This window comes from Stenotrophomonas sp. Sm6012, assembly GCF_030985895.1.
GTDB classification, from domain to species: Bacteria; Pseudomonadota; Gammaproteobacteria; order Xanthomonadales; family Xanthomonadaceae; genus Stenotrophomonas; species Stenotrophomonas forensis.
Genome location: NZ_JAPTFX010000068.1, coordinates 1 through 22,428, shown reverse-complemented (window position 1 = coordinate 22,428; position 22,428 = coordinate 1). Strand labels below are relative to the sequence as shown.

Here is a 22,428-nt window from a genome sequence, read left to right as displayed (position 1 = left end):
GTTGCCGGCCAGCGGCCGGCACTACCAGACGCATCCATGCACCGCGTGGATCTACTGGCGGCGCACCGACTGCACCACCGACAGGCGGCGCAGGCGGCGCATCACTTCGGCCAGGTGGTTGCGGTCGCGCACCTGGATGTTGAACGCCAGCACGGCGGCATTGAAGTCGCGGTCCAGGTAGTCCACGCGCTCGATGTTGGAGTGGCTCTGGGCGATCGCGGCCGCCAGCTGCGCCAGCACGCCGGTGCCGTTTTCCACTTCCACCACCAGCGAAGTGTCGTAGTCACCGGAGACGGTGGTGTCCCAGCCGATCGGCACCCAGCGCTCGGGCGACTTGCGCAGTTCGGCCAGGTTCGGGCAGTCCATGCGGTGCACCACGATGCCCTTGCCGGCGGTGTGGTAGCCCATGATCTCGTCGCCGGGAATCGGCTGGCAGCAGCCGGCGAAGGTGACCACGCCGCGTTCGCTGCCGTTGATCAGGATCTTTTCCTGCGAGTGGTGGCGCGAATGCGGGCCACCGCGCAGTTCGGCGTAGGCCATCAGCGCCTGCGCAGCCTGGGTCGGCATCCAGTTGCCCAGCGCGACTTCGGCCAGCAGGGCCTCCAGGCGCGGGAAGCGGTGCTCGGCCAGGAACGCGTCCAGGCGCCCCTTCGGCAGCCGCTCCAGCGAGGAATCCATGGCTTCCAGCGCACGGTCGAGCATGCGATGGCCCAGCTGCACGGCATCTTCGTGTTCCAGCTGCTTGAGCTGGTGGCGGATGGCGGTGCGTGCCTTGCTGGTGACCACGAACTCCAGCCACTGCGGTTTCGGCGTGGCCGAGCGTGCGGTGATGATTTCCACCGACTGGCCCGACACCAGCTTGGTGCGCAGCGGCACCAGCTTCTTGTCCACCCGCGAGGCCACCGCCATGTTGCCGACATCGGTATGCACGGCATAGGCGAAATCGAGCGCGGTGGAGTTGCGCGGCAGGGCCAGGATCTTGCCCTTCGGGGTGAACAGGTAGACCTCGTCCGGGAACAGGTCGACCTTGACGTTGTCGAGGAACTCCAGCGAGGAACCGGCGGCGCGCTGCGAATCGATCAGCTCGACGATCCAGGCATGCGCACGGCTCTGCGCGCTGTTGGGCGAATCACCGCCGAACTTGTAGGTCCAGTGCGCGGCCACGCCGCGTTCGGCGATCAGGTCCATCTCTTCGGTGCGGATCTGCACTTCGATCGGCGAGCCATACGGTCCGAACAGCACGGTATGCAGCGACTGGTAACCGTTGGCCTTGGGAATGGCGATGAAATCGCGGAAGCGGCCATCCAGCGGCTTGAAGGTGGCATGCACCGAACCCAGCGCGTGGTAACAGCTGGGCACGCTGCGCACGACCAGGCGGAAGCCGAACACGTCCATCACCTGGTCGAAGGATTTGTTCTCGTCGCGCATCTTGTTGTAGATGCTCCACGGGGTCTTGATGCGGCTGATCAGCCGATGCTCGATCCCTTCCTTGGCCAGGCGCTGCGACAACTGCACTTCCACCTGCGCCATCGCTTCGCGGCGCACCACCGGCTGGCTGCGGATGTGTTTTTCGATGATCGCGTGGCGCCACGGATACAGCGCCTTGAACCCGAGGTTCTGCAGTTCGCTCTTGACCAGGCTCATGCCCAGGCGCTGCGCGATCGGTGCGTAGATCTCGAGCGTCTCGCGGGCGATGCGGCCGCGTGCCTCGCGGCTCTGCGCACCCAGCGTGCGCATGTTGTGCAGGCGGTCGGCCAGCTTGATCATGATCACGCGCAGGTCGCGCGACATCGCCAGCAGCATCTTGCGGAAGCTCTCGGCGGCCGCTTCCTGGCGGTCGCGGAACTTCAGCTTGTCCAGCTTGGTCACGCCGTCGACCAGTTCGGCCACGGCTTCGCCGAACTCCGAGGCCAGTTCCTCACGGGTCAGCGGGGTGTCTTCGATGGTGTCGTGCAGGATCGCGGCGATCAGTGCTTCCACGTCCAGGCCCAGCTCGGCCAGCACCTGGGCCACGGCCACCGGATGGGTGATATAGGGCTCGCCCGACTTGCGCGTCTGCCCAGCGTGCGCGGCGGATCCGACTTCCCAGGCACGGCGCAGCAGCGGCAGCTGCTCCGGCGGCAGGTAGTGGGCGGCGCGTTCAAGCTGGAGGACGTAGTCGGGTACGGCGGCAGTGGCGGCTGCGGCGACCTTGGCAGTGGGGCCTGGGTTCATGCCCGAAGCCTATTCCAGCGCGACGTTTACGGCAAATCCTGAATGCGAAACAGCCCGCGCGGGGCGGGCTGTTCGGCTATCCAGCAATGACTCTGATCGATGCGATCAATCGTCGTTCTTGGACATGTCTTCGTCGGCGACCACTTCCGCTGCGGCCCACTCCAGCGCTTCGCGCTCGGCGCGCTCACGCTCGGCCTTCTCGACTTCGTCGATCAGCGCGTTGTCGATCTTGCGGGCAGCGATTTCGCGCAGCGCCAGCACGGTCGGCTTGTCCTCGGTCTCGCTGTTGTCCAGCGTGGCCTGCACGCCGTTGGCGAGCTGGCGGGCACGCTTGGAAGCCATCATGACCAGTTCGAAACGGTTGTTAACGACTTCCAGGCAATCTTCTACGGTGATGCGGGCCATACGGGCTCCCGGCGACCGGTCGGCCGCTCAGTCGAATGAGGGAAAGGGGACGGAGTGTACTGGCAGGGGCTGGACAAAATCAAGCCAACCCCCACCCGATTCTTTTGGAATCAGTCAGTTGCGCCCGGATCGGGGGTCAACAGGGCCTGGATCAGGCCGGCGTGGCGGACCTTCTGGGCCTCCCGACGCAGGCGGCTGGCGGTGAAGATGGCGCACAGCTCGTCCACGGCGGTGTCGAACACCTCGTTGACGATCACGTAGTCGAACTCGTTGAAGTGCAGCATCTCGTCACGCGCCGCACCCAGGCGCTGGGCGATGACCGCCTCGCTGTCCTGGCCGCGCTTGCGCATGCGGTCCTGCAACGCCTGCTTGGACGGCGGCAGGATGAACACGGTGACCGTGCCCGGCACCAGCTGGCGCACCTGCTGCGCGCCCTGCCAGTCGATCTCCAGCAGCACGTCCTGGCCGGCGGCCAGCTGCGGTTCCACCGACTGCCGGGCGGTGCCCTTCCAGTCGCCGTGCACCCAGGCATGCTCGAAGAAATCGCCGGCGGCGATCATCTGCTCGAACTTTTCGGCACTGACGAAGTGGTAGTGCTGGCCGTTCACTTCACCCGGGCGCATCGCACGCGAAGTGAAGGAAATCGACAGGGCGATCTGCGGATCACGCGCCAGCGTGGCGTTGACGATGCTGCTCTTGCCGGCGCCGGAGGGGGCGGCAACGATGTACAGCGTGCCGCGCGCGACGGCGTCCGACGAAGGTGACGGGGCGCTCATGCACGGAACCCAACTGGTTGATTTCGCAAAATTTTTCCTCGATGTTCCAGATCCGGCGCGGAGGATCGCGCCAGGACGGCGGAGGCTGCGCGGAACATCCTGGAACCAGGCCCGGCAGACGGCTCCCCGGGGTGCGGGCACGCAACTTTACCAGAGCCGCCCCTTTCCGCGCCCCTTGGCGAGGCGGCCGGACCTTGTGCCACATGGGCATCCGGGGGCCTGTGCTATAACCGGGCCGTACCTACCGACAGCCGGGTGGTCTGCGTGCCGCCCCGCCATCCAAGGAGAACGGCATGCCCTCGATGAGTCGCCGCCAGTTCCTGAAGGTCACCGGGACAACCCTGGTGGGCTCCAGCCTGGCATTGATGGGCTTCGCGCCCGGCATCGCGCTCGCGGAGGTCCGGCAGTACAAGCTGACCCGCGCGACCGAGACCCGCAACACCTGTACCTACTGTTCGGTGGCCTGCGGCATCCTGATGTACAGCCTCGGCGATGGTGCCAAGAACGCCGAGCCGAGCATCTTCCATATCGAAGGCGACCCGGACCATCCGGTCAACCGCGGCACGCTGTGCCCGAAGGGTGCCGGCCTGGCCGACATCATCCACAGTAAATCGCGCCTGCTCTACCCCGAGTACCGCGCACCGGGCTCGAACGAGTGGAAGCGGCTGAGCTGGGACGATGCGCTGGACCGCATCGCGCGGCTGATGAAGGAAGACCGCGACGCCAACTTCGTGCAGAAGAACGAGGCCGGGCAGACGGTCAACCGCTGGCTGACCACCGGCATGCTGGCGGCCTCGGCCACCAGCAATGAAACCGCGGTGCTGACCCACAAGGTCGTGCGCTCCCTCGGCATGCTGGCGTTCGACAACCAGGCACGTGTCTGACACGGCCCGACGGTGGCAGGTCTTGCCCCGACGCTAGGCCGTGGTGCGATGACGAATCATTGGGTCGACATCAAGAATGCCGACCTGATCCTGATCATGGGTGGCAATGCCGCCGAGGCACACCCGTGCGGCTTCAAATGGGTGACCGAAGCCAAGGCACACAACAAGGCCCGCCTGATCGTGGTCGACCCGCGCTTCAACCGCTCGGCCGCGGTGGCCGACGTGTATGCGCCGATCCGTACCGGCACCGACATCGTGTTCCTGGGCGGCCTGATCAACTACCTGTTGACCGAGGACCGCATCCAGCACGAGTACGTGCTGAACTACACCGACATGTCGTTCCTGGTGAAGGACGAATTCGCCTTCAAGGATGGCCTGTATTCGGGCTACAACGAAGAGAAGCGCAGCTACGACCGTTCCAGCTGGGACTACGTCTATGGTGATGACGGCTTCGTGCGCAGCGACCCGACGCTGAAGGACCCGCGCTGCGTCTACACGCTGCTGAAGCAGCACTACGCGCGCTACACCGTGGAGATGGTCGAACGCATCTGCGGTACGCCGGCCGACAGCATCCGCCAGGTCTGGGACATGATCGCGTCCACCGCCGGCAAGGACAAGGCGATGACCATCCTGTACGCGCTGGGCTGGACGCAGCACTCGGTGGGCGCGCAGAACGTGCGTGCCGGCACCATGGTGCAGCTGCTGCTGGGCAACATCGGCGTGGCCGGCGGCGGCATGAACGCGCTGCGCGGACACTCCAACATCCAGGGCCTGACCGACATCGGCCTGATGTCCGACCTGCTGCCCGGCTACCTGACGTTGCCGAAACAGGACGAACAGGACTACGACGCCTACATCGCCAAGCGCACACAGAAGCCGCTGCGCGCCAACCAGATGTCGTTCTGGCAGAACTATCCGAAGTTCCACGTCAGCCTGATGAAATCGTGGTGGGGCGACGCCGCCACCGCCGACAACAACTGGTGCTTCGATTACCTGCCCAAGCTCGACAAGCCGTACGACATGCTGCAGGCGTACGAGCTGATGAACGAAGGCAAGATCCACGGCTACATCTGCCAGGGCTTCAACCCGCTGGCCTCGGCGCCGAACAAGGGCAAGCTGATCAGCGCGTTCTCCAAGCTGAAGTTCATGGTCAGCATGGACCCGCTGGAAACCGAGACGATTGCCTTCTGGCAGAACCACGGCGCGCTGAACGACGTCGATCCCCGCGCCGTCCAGACCGAAGTATTCCGCCTGCCGACCACCTCCTTCGCCGAGGAAAACGGCGCGGTGGTGAACTCCTCGCGCTGGCTGCAGTGGCACTGGAAGGGCGCCAACCCGCCGGGCGAAGCGCGCAGCGACATCGAGATCATGTCCGAGCTGTTCCATCGCATCAAGGCGATGTACGAGAAGGACGGCGGCGCATGGTGGGAACCGGTGCGCGATCTGGCCTGGAAGTATTCCAACCCCGAGGTTCCAACGCCGGAAGAACTGGCGATGGAATACAACGGCAAGGCGCTGGTGGACGTGTTCGATCCCAAGGACCCGACCAAGCTGGTGCGCAAGGCCGGCGAGCAGCTGGCCGCGTTCGGCGACCTGCGCGACGATGGCAGCACCTCATCGGGCTGCTGGATCTACATCGGCGCCTGGGGCCCGACCGGCAACATGATGGCGCGGCGTGACAACAGCGACCCGACCGGCATCGGCAATACGCTGGGCTGGGCCTGGGCGTGGCCGGCCAACCGCCGCGTGATGTACAACCGCGCTTCGTGCGACGTGGCCGGCCAGCCGTTCGACCCGCGACGCACGCTGCTGGCGTGGAACGGCAAGAACTGGGGCAGCGTGGACGTGCCCGACTTCAAGGCCGACGAAGATCCGGCCGGCGGCATGGGGCCGTTCATCATGAACCCCGAAGGCATCGCCCGCTTCTTCGCCAAGGCCGGCATGGCCGAGGGCCCGTTCCCCGAGCATTACGAGCCGTTCGATACACCGCTGCGCAGCAACCCGCTCAGCCCCGGCCAGGCGCAGACGCTGAACAACCCGGCCGCGCGCGTGTTTGCCAGCGACCGTGCGCAGATCGGCTCGCCGGACGAGTTCCCGCATGTGGCCACCACCTACCGCCTGACCGAGCATTTCCACTTCTGGACCAAGCACGGCAAGCTCAACGCCATCATCCAGCCCGAGCAGTTCGTCGAGATCGGCGCGGCGCTGGCCGACGAGCTGGGCATCAACAACGGCAGCCGCGTGCGCGTGAGTTCCAAGCGCGGCCATATCGAAGCCGTCGCGATGGTGACCAAGCGCATCAAAGCCCTGCAGATCGATGGAAAGACCGTGCACCAGGTGGGCATACCGATCCACTGGGGCTTCCTCGGTGCGGCCAAGCCCGGCTACATCGCCAATACGCTGACCAACGCCATCGGTGACGGCAACTCGCAGACGCCTGAATCGAAGTGCATCCTGGTCAAGGTCGAGAAGGTGTAGGAGACACGCCATGTCACTGCAATCGCTGGACATCATCCGCCGCTCGGCCACCACCACGCCCTCACCGGAGGCGCGTGGTGCGCACACCGGCCAGGTCGCCAAGCTGATCGATGTAAGCAAGTGCATCGGCTGCAAGGCCTGCCAGGTTGCCTGCATGGAGTGGAACGACCTGCGCGACGAGGTCGGCAGCTGCGTCGGCAGCTATGACAACCCGCCCGACCTGAGTGAACAGTCGTGGACGGTGATGAAGTTCCGCGAGTACGAGGACGAGAAAGGCAAGCTGGAATGGCTGATCCGCAAGGAAGGCTGCATGCACTGCAGTGATCCGGGTTGCCTGAAGGCCTGCCCGTCGCCGGGCGCGATCATCCAGTACGCCAACGGCATCGTCGATTTCCAGGAAGAGAACTGCATCGGCTGCGGCTACTGCGTCACCGGCTGCCCGTTCGACGTCCCGCGCATTTCCAAGAAGGACCACAAGGCCTACAAGTGCACGCTGTGCTCGGACCGCGTGGCGGTGGGCCAGGAGCCGGCCTGCGTGAAGACCTGCCCGACCGGTGCGATCACCTTCGGCAGCAAGCAGGCGATGACCGAGCATGCCGCCGGCCGCGTGGAGGACCTGAAATCACGCGGCTACGAGAACGCCGGCTTGTATGACCCGCAGGGCGTCGGCGGCACCCACGTGATGTACGTGCTGCAGCACGTCGACAAGCCCGAGCTGTACGCCGACCTGCCCAGGGACCCGCGCATCAGCCCGATGGTGGAAGTGTGGAAGGGCGTGGCCAAGCCGCTGGGCGTGCTGGCCATTGCCGCTACCGCCTTTGTCGGCTTCCTGCATTACATCGGCATCGGCCGCAACACGGTGAACGACGAGGAAGAGGAAGCGGCCGAGCACGAGGCGAAGAAGATCGAAGAGGAGCAGCGGCCATGAAGTACGCACCGCACCCGCGGCAGATCATCCGCTACCGCGCGCCGACCCGCATCAACCACTGGATCGTGGCGATCTGCTTCGTGCTGACCGCGCTTTCCGGGCTGGCGCTGTTCCACCCCGCCCTGTTTCCGTTGACCCAGCTGTTCGGCGGCGGGCCGTGGACGCGCATCCTGCACCCGTTCATCGGCCTGGCCATGGTGATCGGCTTCGCCTTGCTGGCCTTCCGCATGTGGCGCGACAACCTGCCCACTGCCGACGACCGCGCGTGGCTGCGCGGCATGCGCGATGTGCTGCGCAACGAGGACGAGAAACTGCCGCCGGTGGGCCGCTTCAATGCCGGCCAGAAGTTGTTGTTCTGGGCCATCATCGGCTGCCTGTCGGCGCTGCTGCTGACCGGCTTCGTGATCTGGCGGCAGTACTTCAGCCACTTCTTCCCGATCGGGGTGATCCGCTTCTCGGTGCTGGCCCATGCGCTGTTCGGCTGGGTGCTGGTCTGCGCGATCGTGGTGCACATTTATGCGGCGATCTGGATCAAGGGTTCGGTGCGGGCGATGACCCAGGGCAAGGTGACCTATGGGTGGGCGTACAAGCACCATCGGCAGTGGTTCCGGGACATCCTGCGCGGGCGGCGGGAAGAGGGTTAGTGGCAGGGCCTGCGGCCCTGCACCCGCTGCAAGCCACAGCAACAGCGGCTCTCCGTGGGATGGCGGGTGTCGACCTTGGCCGACACAATGAACGGCAATGATCGAAATCGGCTTTTGTAGCGTCGAGCCATGCTCGACTGCGTTGCCTGAACACGCTGGACGCCAGCGCCGACAACGGCGAGGATGGAGGCTGGTTCTTCTGGCTGGCCCGGCATGGCGCAACGCATCCTTGAACCCGGTGAGATCGAGACGCTGGCCTCGCGCGATGTTCCGCGCATCATCCTGCCCGATACCGCGTCGCTGTTCGCCGGACGTGCGGCGCGATTGCGCAGCCTGGCTGCGCACAGCGCCATCGGCGGCTATCTGCAGCTGCTGGCGGCCCTGGCCGATGCGCAGCAGTCGCTGCTGGACGAGTTGACGCCGCAGCAACGCGAGACCCTGCAGGCGCAGGCGCGTTCCCAGCAATCGAGTGCAGCAGCCGGCGCTGGGATGCCGTTGCGGCCGGCCAACACGCTGCAGCTGGATGGGCACTGGCGCGACTGGTTGCGCACCTTGTGCCGGCACTGTGCCGATGAGGCCGGGCTGCCGGCGGAAACCCGGCAGGAACTGCAGCGCGTTGCCGCTGCCGATGACGCATGGCTCGATGCACAGGCGCATGCGGTGCTGGAGCGTGATGACGCGCCTTCGCTGGATGCGGTGGCTGCGCTGCTGGTGATGAACGCGCTGCAGGTGTACTGGGCGGTGCTGGCCGACAGCTTCCGCCCCACCGACCTGAAACCGCTGGCCGATGCGCCGGGGCTGTGCCCGCTGTGCGGCACGCTGCCGGTGGCCAGCGTGGTGCAGGCACGGCCGCCCTACGCCTCCTACCGCTACCTGTCGTGCTCGCTGTGCGCCTGCCAGTGGCACTATGTGCGCGTGCAGTGCAGCCAGTGTGGCGCCGCCGGCAAGGACATCGCCTACCGCGCTCTGGCCGATGTGGACGGCGACAGCGGCGAAGCCGTACGTGAAAGCGCCGTACGTGCCGAGACCTGCGATCACTGCCACAGCTACCGCAAGATCCTGTATCTGGAGAAGGACCCGGCGCTGGAACCGGTCGCCGATGATCTCGGCACGCTGTCGCTGGACCTGCTGCTGGGCGAGGAAGGCTATGTGCGCGCCAGCCAGAATCCGCTGCTGTGGCAATCCGACGGCGATTGAGGCGATGACAGCCACGACCCCGGCATCGGCCGCTGCCCTGCCCTCGCTGGACCGGCTGCTGCGCCTGCCGGCCTTGGGAGCACTGATCGAGGGCCACGGCCGCAGCCGCATCACCCAGTTGTTGCGCGTACATCTGCAGGCGCTGCGTGAGCGCATCAGTGCCGCGCAGCTATCGGCCGAGCAGTTGCACCAGGCCATTGAAGGCCCGGCGCTGGTCGCGGCGCTCGACGCCGCAATCACCGCCGATGCGCGGCTCGACCTGCAGCCGATGTTCAACCTGACCGGCACCGTGTTGCACACCAACCTCGGCCGCGCCCTGTTGCCCGAAACCGCCGTGCACGCGGTCACCCGTGCGATGACCGTGCCGATCGATCTGGAATTCGACATCAGCCGCGGCCGCCGTGGCGACCGCGATGCACGGGTGCAGGCGCTGGTCTGCGAGCTGACCGGCGCCGAAGCCGCCACCGTGGTCAACAACAATGCGGCGGCGGTCCTGCTGCTGCTCAACAGCCTGGCCAACCGCCGCGAGGTGGTGGTCTCACGCGGCGAGCTGGTCGAGATTGGCGGCGCCTTCCGCATTCCTGATGTGATGCGTAGCGCCGGGGCACGGCTGCTGGAAGTAGGCACCACCAACCGCACCCATCCGGCCGACTTCGCCAGCGCCATCGGCGCCCGCACCGCGTTGCTGATGGAGGTGCATGCCAGCAACTACGCGATCACGGGTTTCACCGCCAAGGTGGACACCGCGGCGATGGCCGCCATCGCGCACCAGCATGGGTTGCCGCTGGCAGTGGACCTGGGCAGTGGCAGCCTGTGTGATCTGGCCACCTTCGGCCTGCCGCACGAGCCGACCGTGCAGGACGCACTTGCCGCCGGTGCCGATCTGGTTTCATTCAGTGGCGACAAGCTGCTGGGCGGGCCGCAGGCCGGCATCATCGCCGGCCGCGCCGACCTGATTGCGCGGATCAACCGCAACCCGCTCAAGCGGGCACTGCGCATGGACAAGATGGGCCTGGCCGCACTGGAAGCGGTGCTGGCCCTGTACCGCGAACCGGAGTACCTGGCGCAACGGTTGCCAACGCTGCGAACGCTGACGCGCACACAGCAGGACATCGATGCACAGGCACAGCGCCTGCTGCCGGCCATGCGTTCCGCGCTGGCGACCGACTGCACCCTTGAACGCGCATCGATGCACAGCCAGATCGGCAGCGGCGCGCAACCGCAGGCGCAGCTGGCCAGCGCCGGGCTGCGGATCACATCGGCCCGTCGGGGTGGCCTTGATCGCCTGGCCAAACGCCTGCGCCAGCTGCCCCGGCCGGTGTTGGGCCGCATCGCCGGTGACGCGCTGTGGCTGGACCTGCGTTGCCTGGAACCTGCCGACGAAGCGGACTTCCTCGCCCAATGGAGCACCCTGCAGGCATGATCGTCGGCACCGCCGGGCATATCGACCATGGCAAGACGAGCCTGGTACGCGCCCTGACCGGCATCGAGACCGACCGCCTGCAGGAAGAACGCACGCGCGGCATCTCCATCGAGCTGGGCTACGCATACGTGCCCCTTGAAGGCACCGACGCGCAGGGCCCCGCCACGACGCTGGGCTTCGTGGATGTGCCGGGCCACGAACGCTTCGTGCACACGATGGTGGCCGGCGCCACCGGCATCGACGTCGCCCTGCTGGTGGTCGCTGCCGACGATGGGGTGATGCCGCAGACCCGTGAGCACCTGGCGATCCTGCAGCTGCTGGGCGTAGATCGCGGCGTGGTGGCACTGACCAAGATCGACCGCGTGGATGCCGCGCGCATCGACCGGGTCAAGATCGAGATCGCCGCGCTGCTGGCCGGCACGCCGCTGCAGGATTCCCCTGTGTTTGCCTGCAACAGCACCGCGCCCGAGGATGCAGGCATCGATGCGTTGCGCGCCCACCTGCACGCATGGGCCGCGTGCGATGCCAACGCACGCCAGGATGCGCTGCGCCGCGAACTGTTCCGCATGCCGGTGGACCGCGTGTTCTCGCTGGCCGGGCACGGCACGCTGGTGACCGGCGCGGTGCATGGCGGCATCGCCGCGGCAGGCGAGCACCTGCAGCTGATGCCGGCGGCCACCGACGTGCGCGTGCGCAGCATCCATGCGCAGAACCAGGCCAGCGAGCATGCGATGGCCGGTCAGCGCTGCGCACTGAACCTGGCGGCCATCGCCCGCGACGACATCAATCGTGGCGACTGGATTGCCGATCCGCGTGCGATGCGGGCCACCACCCGGGTCGACGTGCGCCTGCGGCTTTCCGCGCTGGCGCCGCCGCTGCGCGACCGGGCGCCCCTGCACATCCACTGGGGCACGATGCACCGGCAGGCCCATGTTGTGCTGCTGGAGGATCATGACCACGGCAACGGGCAGCTCGTGCAGCTGGTGTTCGATGTACCGGTCTGCGCGATGTGCGGCGACCGTTTCATCGCCCGCGACTCGGCGGCCACCCATACGTTGGGAGGCGGCATCGTGCTTGACCCGGAGCCGCCGCAACGGCGACGGCGCAGCCCGGGCCGGCTTGCGTGGCTGGCGGCGCTGGAGCAACTGGCGGCGGGAGCCGGGCCTGGCCCGCTGCTGCAACAGGCGCCTGCCGGCATTCCCGCCACTGCCCTGCAACGCTACTGCCGACGTGCCGCCGACCGCATCGACCTGCCCGCGGACGCGCGGCGCATCAACACACGGGATGACACGGTGATCGTCCTCGCCCGGCACTGGCAGGCGCTTGGCGAGCAGGTGATCACCTCGCTGCGGGGTTGGCACGAACGACGACCGGACGAACCCGGTGTCGATAGCGGACGCCTGCAGCGCAGCACCCTTCCTGCACTGGCGGCGAGCCTCTGGAACGCCCTGCTGCAGGATCTGCTCGACCGCGGCAGCGTGCAGCGCGTGGGGGCCTGGTGGCGCCTGCCCGGCCACGACCACGCACCACCGGAACGCGAACGCCAGCTGCTCGAACGCGTGCTGCCACAGCTGCACACCGGCGGTTTCGATCCGCCGTGGGTGCGTACCCTTGCCGACGGGCTTGGCCTCGCCGAAGACGATGTCCGCGCCATCCTGCGCAGGGCGGCAGCGCGCGGCGAACTGTTCCAGGTGGTACCGGACCTGTTCTATGCACCGGCCCGCATCGCCGAACTCGCTGCGATCATCGCGCAGCTGTCACAGGCCACGGGCACCGTGGATGCGGCCGCCTTCCGCGATGCCATCGGCCTGGGCCGCAAGCGCAGCATCCAGATCTTGGAGTTCTTCAATCGCGTTGGCTACACTCGACGCGTCGGTGACCAGCATCGGCCGCGCGGCGATCTGCAATGGAACGCCCCCAACGGTTGAGCACACCGGCATCGCCGTACTTTCGGAAGGCATGCGCATCCGGGCATGCGGCTGGGCTTCAAACCCAGTAGGGGGCGTCGATCGTTCCCTGGTAGGTTCGACTCCTGCTGCCTTCCGCCATTGGTGTTTCCGCAGGAGATGTCGGCATGGCCACGCACGCGCAGTCCCCCGCCCCTTCACCCGCCGATGCCCCGCAACGCCTGACCTCGCTGGCCCATGGCGGTGGTTGCGGCTGCAAGATCGCGCCGGGGGTGCTTTCCGAGTTGCTGCGTGGGATTCCGGCACTTGCCGCGCCGGCCGAACTGCTGGTCGGGCGTGAGACCAGCGACGACGCAGCGGTGTATCGCCTCGATGATCGCCAGGCGATCGTCGCCACCACCGATTTCTTCATGCCGATCGTCGACGACCCGTTCGACTTCGGCCGCATCGCTGCGACCAATGCATTGTCGGACCTGTATGCGATGGGCGCGCGGCCACTGTTCGCGCTGGCCATCGTCGGCATGCCGATCAACGTGCTGCCACAGGACACCATCCGCGGCATTCTGCAGGGTGGTGAACGCGCCTGCGCCGCTGCCGGCATCGTGGTTGCCGGCGGCCACAGCATCGATTCGGTGGAGCCCATCTACGGCCTGGCCGCGATCGGCGTGCTCGACCCGCAGCGGCTCAAGCGCAATGCCGATGCACGCGCCGGCGACGTGCTGGTGCTGGGCAAGCCATTGGGCGTGGGCGTGTACTCATCGGCACTGAAGAAGGACGTACTGGATGCCGACGGTTACCGGCAGATGCTCGATTCCACTACCCGCCTGAACAGCGTTGGCGTGCCGCTGGCCGCATTGGACGGCGTGCACGCGATGACCGACGTCACCGGTTTCGGCCTGCTCGGCCATCTGCTGGAAGTGTGCCGCGCCAGCGGCGTGGCCGCCGAGGTGGACAGTGCACAGGTGCCGATGCTGCCACAGGCCCTGGCGTTGCTGCAGCGTGGCTGCGTGACCGGCGCCTCCGGCCGCAACTGGGCCTCGTATGGCGCCGAGGTGCAGTTCGCCGATGGCATGGCGGCGCACTGGCAGCCATTGCTGACCGATCCGCAGACCAGCGGCGGCCTGCTGGTGTCGTGTGCACCGGAAGCGGTGGATGCGGTGCTCGCCTGCTTCCACGATGCGGGGTTCGCCCAGGCAGCCGTGGTGGGCCGCCTGAACGCGGGAGCGCCGGGCGTCAGCGTGGCCTGAGCGGCGGACCGAAGAAGGGCGCCCGAAGGCGCCCCTGCCATCTCACTCGATGTTCTGCACCTGCTCGCGGATCTGGTCGATCAGCACCTTCAACTCCACCGCGGCATTGGACGTACGGCTGTCCACCGACTTCGAGCCCAGCGTATTGGCTTCGCGGTTGAACTCCTGCAGCAGGAAGTCCAGGCGGCGGCCGACCGGCTCGCGCTGCTTGAGCACGCGGCGGATCTCGACGATGTGGCTGCCCAGGCGGTCCAGTTCCTCATCCACGTCCAGCTTCTGCAGCCACAGCACCAGTTCCTGCTCGGCGCGGCCGGGATCGACCGGGTGCGGCAGATCGGCCAGGCGTGCGGCCAGCTTGGCGCGCTGGCCGTCGCGAATGGCCGGAATCAAGGTGCGCACTTCGGCGGCGATGCGCTCGATGCCATCCACGCGCTCGGCAATCGCCGTAGACAGCTTGTCGCCTTCGCGCTCACGGGCGGCAACGAAGCCGTCCAGCACCTGGTCCAGCAGCGACAGCGCCTCGGCCTGCAACGCTGCCGCGTCAGTGGCTTCGCCCTGGGTCACGCCCGGCAGCTGCAGCAGTTCCGTGAAGCTGACCTGCAGATTCGGGAAATCGGAGGTCAGCCGGTGGGCCAGCTGGCCCAGCTGCCCCAGCAGCACCTCATTGACCTGCAGGCTGCCCGCCGCTTCCGGCGCGCGCAGGCGCATCACCAGATCCAGCTTGCCGCGGCTCAGGCGCGCCGCAATGCGTTCACGCAGCTGCGGCTCCAGCGCCCGCAGTTCCTCGGGCAGGCGGGTGCCGACCTCGAGGAAGCGGTGGTTGACCGAGCGCAGCTCGCAGCCCAGCGTGCCCCACGGGGTGACCCGCTCGCCGCCGGCATAGGCGGTCATGCTTCGAATCATGGAATGTGTCCGGTGCGTGCAAAGGGGGAATGGTACCCTAGCGCCCTCACCTGAGCCCCCTTGCCCGCCCCGTGAAGGCCGCGGGCATGGCGGCGTACTCCCACGCCATTACGGAACCTGCACCATGTCCGATTCCCGCCCCAGCGGCCGCCAGCCCGACCAGCTCCGCCCGGTCGTCATCCAACGCGGCTTCACCCGCCATGCCGAGGGGTCGGTGCTGGTGTGCTTCGGTGAAACCCGCGTGCTGTGCACCGCCAGCGTGGAAAACCGCGTGCCGGGCTTCCTGCGTGGCAAGGGCGAAGGCTGGGTGACCGCCGAATACGGCATGCTGCCGCGCGCCACCCACACCCGCAGCGACCGCGAAGCGGCGCGTGGCAAGCAGGGCGGCCGCACGCTGGAGATCCAGCGCCTGATCGGCCGCAGCCTGCGTGCCTGCGTGGACCGCAACGCGCTGGGCGAGCGCACCATCACCCTCGACTGCGACGTGCTGCAGGCCGACGGCGGCACCCGCACCGCCGCCATCACCGGCGCCTACGTGGCCCTGGTCGATGCAGTGAACGTGCTGATGAAGCGCGGCGACATCAAGCGCAACCCGATCCTGGGCGCGGTCGCGGCCGTGTCGGTGGGCGTGTACCGCGGCACCCCGGTGCTGGACCTGGACTACGCCGAAGACAGCGACTGCGACACCGACATGAACGTGGTGATGAACGACGGTGGCGGTTTCATCGAACTGCAGGGCACCGCCGAAGGCCATGCCTTCCGCCGCGATGAACTGGACGCGCTGCTGGGCCTGGCCGAGAAGGGCGTGGCCGAGCTGCTGGCCGCGCAGCAGGCGGCGCTGTCGGCATGAACCGTCGTATCGCCCTGGCCACCCTGGTGGTGGCCGACTACGACGAAGCCATCGCCTGGTACACCGGCAAGCTCGGCTTCTCGCTGCTGGAAGACATCGACCAGGGCCAAAAGCGCTGGGTGGTGGTCGGCCCGACCGACGGCAGCGCCGCCGCCCTGCTGTTGGCCCGCGCCAGCAACGAGGAACAGCGCAGCCGCATCGGCAACCAGACCGGTGGCCGGGTCGCCTTCTTCCTCAACACCGACGACTTCCACCGCGACCACGCGGCGATGCTGGCCGCCGGGGTCGAATTCCTGGAAGCACCGCGCGAAGAATCCTATGCGACGGTCGCGGTGTTCCGCGATCTGTATGGCAACACCTGGGACCTGCTGGAGCCCCGCCAATGAAGAAACTGGTACTGGCCAGCCACAACGCCGGCAAGCTGGTGGAGATGCAGGAGATCCTCGCCGACCTGCCGTTGCAGATCACCTCGGCCGCCGAGCTGGGCCTGGGCGACGTGGAAGAGACCGGCCTGACCTTCGTCGAGAACGCGCTGCTGAAGGCGCGCGCGGCCTGCGAAGCGACCGGCCTGCCGGCGCTGGCCGATGATTCGGGCCTGATCGTCGATGCCCTCGGCGGTGCACCGGGCCTGTACAGCGCGCGCTATGCCGGCCAGCCGACCAATGCCGCGGCCAACAACGCCAAGCTGCTGGACGCGATGGCCGAAGTGCCCGACGGCCAGCGCAGCGCCCGCTTCTATGCGGTGATCGTCCTGCTGCGCCATGCCACCGACCCTCAGCCACTGATCTGCGAAGGGCGCTGGGAAGGACAGATCACCCGCGAACCGCGCGGCAGCAACGGCTTCGGCTACAACCCGGTGTTCCTGGATACCACCCACGGCCTGACCGCTGCGGAGATGGAAACGGCCCTGAAGAACGCCATCAGCCATCGCGCCCTCGCCCTGCAGCAGCTCAAGCAGCAGCTGGCCACGCTGTATTGATGCGTTCCTGATTACCCAAGGGAAGCCGGCCAGTGGCCGGCACTACCGATGAAGCCCATGCCGCACGCCCACGACCACTGCAACCACCTGCCCGGCGAAACCTGCCCGGGCGACCACGACACTCCGCCGCGCCTGGTGCCGCCGCCGTTGTCGCTGTACGTGCACCTGCCGTGGTGCGTGCGCAAATGCCCCTACTGCGACTTCAATTCGCACCAGGCCAAGGGCGAGCTGCCGTTCGATGCCTACATCGACGCGCTGCTGCGCGACCTGGACCAGGACCTGCCGCTGGTCTGGGGACGGGTGGTGCACAGCGTGTTCTTCGGTGGCGGTACGCCCAGCCTGTTCCCGCCGGAAGCAATCGACCGCTTCCTGCAGCAGGCCAGCGCGCGCCTGCGCTTCGCGCCCAATGCCGAGATCACCCTGGAAACCAACCCGGGCACCGCCGAACACGGCCGTTTCGACCGCTATCGCGCGGCCGGCGTGAATCGCCTCAGCTTCGGCATCCAGAGTTTTGACGACGCGATGCTCAAGCGTCTGGGCCGCATCCACGACAGTGGCGAGGCCGAGCGCGCGGTGAAGATGGCGCAGGACGCGGGCTACGACAATTTCAACATCGACCTGATGTACGCGCTGCCGGAACAGACCCTGGCCGGCGCCGAGGCCGATCTGGAGCGCGCCTTCGCACTGCAGCCGGCGCACATCTCGCACTACCAGCTGACCCTGGAACCGAACACGGTGTTCTTCGCACGGCCGCCGCAGGGCATTCCCGATGAGGACAACGCCTGGGACATGCAGGAACACTGCCAGGCCCTGCTGGCACAGGCCGGCTTTGGCCAGTACGAGGTCAGCGCCTATGCGCGCCCTGGCCGGCAGAGTGCGCACAACCTGAACTACTGGCGCTTCGGCGACTACCTGGGCATCGGCGCCGGCGCGCACGGCAAGATCAGTTCCGGGGCCGAGCAGCACGTGCTGCGACGCTGGAAACTGAAACATCCGCAGGCCTACCTCGACAGCGCAGGCACCCCCGCCTCGTTCGGCGGCGACGATGTCATCGCCCCCGGGCGGCTGCCGTTCGAGTACATGCTGAACCTGCTGCGCCTGCACGAAGGTTTCAGCCTGCGCGATTTTGAATCGCGCACCGGCCTGCCGCGCAGCGTGCTGGACGCACCGCTGGCCGACGCCGTGCAGCGCGGCTGGCTGCACATGGCGGACGGCCACGTGCAGCCAACCGAGCTGGGCCGCCGCTTCAACAACGATGTGGTGAGCCTGTTCCTGGACGAGTAAGGCCTCCGCCGTAACGGATAGTGCCGGCCAGCGGCCGGCACTACCGCGCATCGGGGCCATGCCCGGCAGATGCATTTCACATTCACCCTAAAGTAGCGCCGACATCGGCCGACACGGTAGATTCACCAGATCGATCCGCGGGAATCCGGGTACCGCTCGCCGATGTCAGCTGTTTTTTCCCCCACCCCTGCCGACAAGGCCCGCCTGGCCGCGGCCGACCTGCCGCCGCGGGTGCGCGAACTGCTGGGCGCGTTGATCGGCCTGTGCCGGCAGACCCTGGCCGCGCCGCTGATCCTGACCGTCGAAGCGCTGGAACAGACCCTGCTGCACGACGCCGATCGCGCGCGCAATCCGCTGCAGCAGGCCGAACTGATGGCCCAACGCGGACAACTGCATGCCTTTGCCGGCCACTTCCCCGACCGCATGCTGGATGCCGTTGCCGAGGCCCTGGCGCGCCTGCGCGAGCCTGCGGCTGCAGTCCCCGCCGGGGCCACTCCGCCGCCGCTGCCCGGCATGCTGGGGCTGTCGCTGGTGGCCGAGCATGACGTCGACCGCGACCTGCTGCTGACCGAGATGATCCGGCGCGAAACCCTGCGCTCGACCAATACCCTGAACCTGCTCGGGCAACGGCTGGGCGTGCTGGCGGCGGCGCCGGCATTCGAGGCCGACGCGCTGCCGCTGGCGCCGCAGGCATTGTGCGCGATGGTGCGCCGGCTCGCGGAGCAGGACGCCCTCGGCGCCGACGTACAGCTGGCGCTGTATCGCAGCTTCGAGCGCCAGGTGCTGGAACGGCTGGGCGATGTGCTCGACCGCGCCAATGCGCTGCTGGCCCAGCACGGCGTTCTGCCCGGCCTGGTCTACACGCCCTACCTGGCGCGTTCGTCGAGCACGCGACGCATCATCACCCACTCCGTCGGCGGTGGCCGCGCGACGCAGCCGGCCAAGCGCGCCCCCGCAGCGCCGCTGACCGGCTGGAACGGATCGGCACCGTCGGGCTCGTGGTCGAACCTGGTGCAGGAGGCGGTCAGCGACGCCGGTGGCCGCGACACCGTCGTGCCTGGGCTGACCACCGCCACCGGCAGCGCGCTGCACGACCTGCTGCAGCAGGCCAGGCACGCCAGCACCGCGCCCACGCAGTCCGCTGCGGTACCCAGCGCCGCCGTGGATGCGGTGCTCGCGCGCCTGCAGGCCCAGTCCAGCGCCGCCACCGGCCTTGCCGACCTGCAGACCGCGGTGGTCGCCCAGCTGCGCAGCGAACACGGCGCGCAGGCCCAGCTGGGCAGCCACGACCGCGACAATCTCGACCTGCTGCGCCTGCTGATGCAGCAGGTACAGCAGCAGCAACGTCCCGACCCGGTACCGGCCGCGCTGCTGGCGCGCCTGCAGGTGCCGCTGGCGCGCGCGGCCATGGCCGACCCTGGCTTCTTCGTGCGTGACGAGCACCCCGCCCGCGAACTGCTCAACCAGATCGCCGAAGCCGGTGCCCATTGGCTCGGCGATGATGACGTCGACCCCCAGCTGCTGCAGCGCATGGCGCAGAGCGTGCAGGGGCTGCTCGGCCAGGATGCGCGCACGCCCGAGGCCTTCGCGGCCGCCAATGAGGACGTGCAGCAGCACCAGCGCGCGGCCGCCCATCGCGCCGAGCTGGCCGAGCGCCGCCACGTCGAGGCCGCGCGCGGCAAGGAACGCCTGGACCTGGCACGACGCCAGGCCAGTGCACAGATCGACCAGTGCTGCGATACGCAGGCGCCGCCGCGCTTCGTGCAGACCCTGCTGCGCCAGGCGTGGGCCGACGCCCTGACATTGACCCGCCTGCGCCATGGCGACGATTCACCGCAGTGGCAGGAACGCCTGCAGCAGACCCAGCGCATCGCGGCGGTGACCGCACAGACCGCGGATGCTGCCGGTGGCACCGACAACACGCTGGCCACCGAAGTGGAAGCGGCGCTGGTGCAGGTCGGCTACCACGCCGAGGAGGCCGCCGCCGTCGCGCGCCGCCTGGCCACGCCCGGCGGCGAGGACGAAAGCACCTCGCGTACCGAACTCAGCGCACGCCTGAAAGCGCGCGCGCGACTGGGCGAGCATGCCGGCACGTCCAGCGCAGGCGCGCCCGCCGAGCCACGCAGCAGTGCCGAAGAAGCCGCCTACCAGCAGCTGTCCACCCTGCCGTTCGGCAGCTGGTTCGACGTCGACACCGGCGATGGCACGCTGCGCCGCCAGCGCCTGTCGTGGTACAGCCTGCTGACCGGCCACGCGCTGATGGTCAATCCACGCGGACAGAAGATCGCCGATACCGACCTGGATACTCTTGCCCGCCAGCTCAGCGCCGGCCGCGCGCAGCTGGTCACCGAAGACAAGGGCCGCCTGGTCGATCGTGCCTGGCAGGCCAGCCTCGATGCGCTGCGTGCGCTGGCCGCTGGCCACACCCGGAAAACCCCTGCATGAACACCCAGCCGCCACAGGACACCCGTCGAGCACCGCGCCGCCAGGTCTCGGACCTGGTGCCGGTCACCGACCAGATGCGCGACAGCGTAGTGGGCCGCCTCGGCAACGTCTCTGAAACCGGCATGCTGATGCTGGCCAGCGTGCCGTTGCGCGAGGATGCGCTGTACCAGCTGCGATTCCCGCTGCCGATGGCCGATGGCCACCAGCAAGCCATCGACGTGGGCGTGCACCTGCTGTGGAGTGAACCGGCGCACGTGCCGGGCCAGAGCTGGACCGGCTTCCGCTTCCTCACCCTGTCACGCGAACATCGGCAGCTGCTGCGCCAATGGGTGGGCGAAGACAGCGACGAGGGACCGGTTTCGACGGCCTGAGTGCCGGTTCCGGCACAGCGATTTTTCGCGGTATGCGGCAGAATCTAGGGCCGTTTTCCGTGTCGAGCCACCGCAATGATCCAGCAAGACCCCGGCACCCTGTATTCCGACCACCTGGCCGTGCTGTGCCGACGTGCCGAACAGGCGCTGGCCCGCGGCGGCTTCGATCACCTGGTAGTGCCCAGCGGCACCCTGCACTACCAGGTGTTCGACGATCGCGACTACCCGTATGCGGTGAATCCGCAGTTCAAGGCCTGGCTGCCGCTGACCCGCGTGCCGAACAGCTGGATCGTGTTCACGCCCGGCAAGCGTCCGGCGGTGATCTTCCACCAGCCCTTCGATTACTGGCATGTGGTGCCGGATGCACCGAGCGGCTGGTGGGTGGACCACTTCGACATCCACATCATCCGCACGCCCGAAGAAGCGCTGGCGCTGCTGCCGGCCGACCCGTCGCGCTGCGCGATCCTCGGCGAGCCGCAGAGCGCGCTGGGTGCATTCGCGCCGAACAACCCGGCGCCGGTGGTGAACTACCTGGAATGGCACCGCGCCTGCAAGACGCCGTATGAAATCGTGCTGATGCGCCAGGCGCAGGTGCTGGGCGTGCGTGGCCATCGTGCCGCCGAGGCCGCGTTCCGCAATGGCGCCGACGAATTCAGCATCCACATGGCGTACTGCCAGGCCGTCGGCCAGGATGCCAACGAGCTGCCCTACGGCAACATCGTGGCCTTGAACGAACATGCCGCCGTGCTGCATTACACCGAGCTGGGCCGCAAGGTGCCGCAGCCGCTGCGCAGCTTCCTGATCGATGCCGGCGCCAGCGCGCACGGCTACGCCAGCGACATCACCCGCACCTACGCCGCGCACGGCCACGACGAGTTCGCCGCGATGATCGCCGCCGTCGATGCCGCCCAGCAGAAGATGTGTGCGGCGGTGCGCGCCGGCTTCGACTACAAGCAGCTGCACGTGGACGCGCATCTCTCGCTGATGGGCGTACTGAAGGACTTCGACGTCATCAAGGTGTCGCCGCAGACCGCCGTGGAGACCGGTGTCAGCGCCGCGTTCTTCCCGCACGGCATCGGTCACCTGATCGGCCTGCAGGTGCACGACGTGGCCGGTTTCGCGGCCAGCGACGAAGGCGGCCGCGTCGAGCGCCCGGCGGGGCATCCCTACCTGCGCCTGACCCGCGTGCTGGAGCCGGGCATGGTGGTGACCATCGAACCGGGCCTGTACTTCATCGACATGCTGTTGAACGAAGTGAAGGACGCCGGCCATGGCGATGCGATCAACTGGGACCGCGTGGACTTCTTCCGTCCGTATGGCGGCATCCGCATCGAGGACGAAGTGCTGTGCACCGAGGGCGAGGCGGACAACCTGACGCGGCCGGAGTTTGCTGCGGCCAACGGCTGAGCCCCTCGTGGTTGGGCGCTGAATCGAGAGCCGCGCTTGGCGGCGCGGGGTGGGTTCGCGGGGGACGCCGTGAACCCATCCATGGG

Annotated in this window: 18 protein-coding genes and 1 tRNA gene; 15 read left to right on the top strand and 4 right to left on the bottom strand. The window is 67.8% G+C overall.

Going from position 1 to position 22,428, the window contains the following annotated elements; genetic code table 11:
• Positions 1-51: 51 nt before the first annotated feature.
• The 3 genes from O0J73_RS12945 to gmk form a co-directional block, all read right to left on the bottom strand.
• A complete protein-coding gene (locus tag O0J73_RS12945) occupies positions 52-2,214 on the bottom strand; it encodes a bifunctional (p)ppGpp synthetase/guanosine-3',5'-bis(diphosphate) 3'-pyrophosphohydrolase (RefSeq protein WP_006466563.1) in 2,163 nt (720 codons plus the stop codon).
• A 105-nt stretch (positions 2,215-2,319) separates the two neighbouring features.
• Positions 2,320-2,619, bottom strand: a complete 300-nt coding sequence (rpoZ, locus tag O0J73_RS12940; RefSeq protein ID WP_005410877.1) for a DNA-directed RNA polymerase subunit omega — start codon at positions 2,617-2,619, stop codon at positions 2,320-2,322.
• A 110-nt stretch (positions 2,620-2,729) separates the two neighbouring features.
• Positions 2,730-3,395 carry a guanylate kinase gene (gene gmk, locus O0J73_RS12935; protein ID WP_006466566.1) on the bottom strand — a complete coding sequence of 222 codons (666 nt, stop codon included), beginning with the start codon at positions 3,393-3,395 and terminating at the stop codon, positions 2,730-2,732.
• Between the two features lie 293 nt (positions 3,396-3,688).
• Between gmk and fdnG the strand changes: the two genes are divergently transcribed.
• From fdnG to selD, 8 genes are all read left to right on the top strand, one after another.
• The gene (gene fdnG, locus O0J73_RS12930; protein ID WP_308308860.1) at positions 3,689-6,757 is read left to right on the top strand and encodes a formate dehydrogenase-N subunit alpha; all 3,069 of its coding nucleotides are present in this window, start codon (positions 3,689-3,691) and stop codon (positions 6,755-6,757) included.
• Between the two features lie 10 nt (positions 6,758-6,767).
• Positions 6,768-7,685, top strand: coding sequence for a formate dehydrogenase subunit beta (gene fdxH / locus O0J73_RS12925; RefSeq protein ID WP_006466571.1), 918 nt, complete (start codon positions 6,768-6,770; stop codon positions 7,683-7,685).
• Complete coding sequence (locus tag O0J73_RS12920; protein WP_006466573.1) at positions 7,682-8,329, top strand: formate dehydrogenase subunit gamma; 648 nt, start codon at positions 7,682-7,684, stop codon at positions 8,327-8,329. The genes fdxH and O0J73_RS12920 overlap by 4 nt, the downstream gene beginning before the upstream one ends.
• 213 nt (positions 8,330-8,542) lie before the next feature.
• Positions 8,543-9,526: a formate dehydrogenase accessory protein FdhE gene (gene fdhE / locus O0J73_RS12915; RefSeq protein ID WP_308308859.1), complete on the top strand. Its 984-nt coding sequence runs from the start codon at positions 8,543-8,545 to the stop codon at positions 9,524-9,526.
• Between the two features lie 4 nt (positions 9,527-9,530).
• Complete coding sequence (selA, locus tag O0J73_RS12910) at positions 9,531-10,949, top strand: L-seryl-tRNA(Sec) selenium transferase (RefSeq protein ID WP_308308858.1); 1,419 nt, start codon at positions 9,531-9,533, stop codon at positions 10,947-10,949.
• A complete protein-coding gene (gene selB, locus O0J73_RS12905; RefSeq protein ID WP_197564659.1) occupies positions 10,946-12,877 on the top strand; it encodes a selenocysteine-specific translation elongation factor in 1,932 nt (643 codons plus the stop codon). Before selA ends, selB begins: the two co-directional genes overlap by 4 nt.
• A gap of 24 nt (positions 12,878-12,901) precedes the next feature.
• Positions 12,902-12,997 (top strand) — tRNA-Sec (locus O0J73_RS12900).
• Positions 12,998-13,023: 26 nt separating this feature from the next.
• Positions 13,024-14,103, top strand: coding sequence for a selenide, water dikinase SelD (selD, locus tag O0J73_RS12895; protein WP_006466663.1), 1,080 nt, complete (start codon positions 13,024-13,026; stop codon positions 14,101-14,103).
• Positions 14,104-14,145: 42 nt separating this feature from the next.
• Here selD and O0J73_RS12890 read toward each other — a convergent pair whose 3' ends face one another.
• Complete coding sequence (locus O0J73_RS12890) at positions 14,146-15,006, bottom strand: YicC/YloC family endoribonuclease (protein WP_040007165.1); 861 nt, start codon at positions 15,004-15,006, stop codon at positions 14,146-14,148.
• Positions 15,007-15,130: 124 nt separating this feature from the next.
• Here O0J73_RS12890 and rph point away from each other — a divergent pair, with 124 nt between their 5' ends.
• The 7 genes from rph (at position 15,131) to pepQ (ending at position 22,342) form a co-directional block, all read left to right on the top strand.
• A complete protein-coding gene (rph, locus tag O0J73_RS12885; protein WP_049426699.1) occupies positions 15,131-15,856 on the top strand; it encodes a ribonuclease PH in 726 nt (241 codons plus the stop codon).
• Positions 15,853-16,242 carry a VOC family protein gene (locus O0J73_RS12880; protein ID WP_006466720.1) on the top strand — a complete coding sequence of 130 codons (390 nt, stop codon included), beginning with the start codon at positions 15,853-15,855 and terminating at the stop codon, positions 16,240-16,242. Before rph ends, O0J73_RS12880 begins: the two co-directional genes overlap by 4 nt.
• Positions 16,239-16,835 carry an RdgB/HAM1 family non-canonical purine NTP pyrophosphatase gene (gene rdgB, locus O0J73_RS12875; RefSeq protein WP_006466722.1) on the top strand — a complete coding sequence of 199 codons (597 nt, stop codon included), beginning with the start codon at positions 16,239-16,241 and terminating at the stop codon, positions 16,833-16,835. Before O0J73_RS12880 ends, rdgB begins: the two co-directional genes overlap by 4 nt.
• 57 nt (positions 16,836-16,892) lie before the next feature.
• Complete coding sequence (gene hemW, locus O0J73_RS12870; protein WP_308308857.1) at positions 16,893-18,119, top strand: radical SAM family heme chaperone HemW; 1,227 nt, start codon at positions 16,893-16,895, stop codon at positions 18,117-18,119.
• Positions 18,120-18,281: 162 nt separating this feature from the next.
• Positions 18,282-20,564, top strand: coding sequence for a DUF1631 family protein (locus O0J73_RS12865; protein ID WP_308308856.1), 2,283 nt, complete (start codon positions 18,282-18,284; stop codon positions 20,562-20,564).
• On the top strand, positions 20,561-20,935 hold the full coding sequence (locus O0J73_RS12860) for a PilZ domain-containing protein (RefSeq protein ID WP_133935477.1): 375 nt from the start codon (positions 20,561-20,563) through the stop codon (positions 20,933-20,935). The genes O0J73_RS12865 and O0J73_RS12860 overlap by 4 nt, the downstream gene beginning before the upstream one ends.
• Before the next feature lie 75 nt (positions 20,936-21,010).
• Entirely contained in the window at positions 21,011-22,342 is a 1,332-nt protein-coding gene (pepQ, locus tag O0J73_RS12855) for a Xaa-Pro dipeptidase (RefSeq protein WP_308308855.1), read from the top strand.
• The last annotated feature ends 86 nt before the right edge of the window (positions 22,343-22,428 follow it).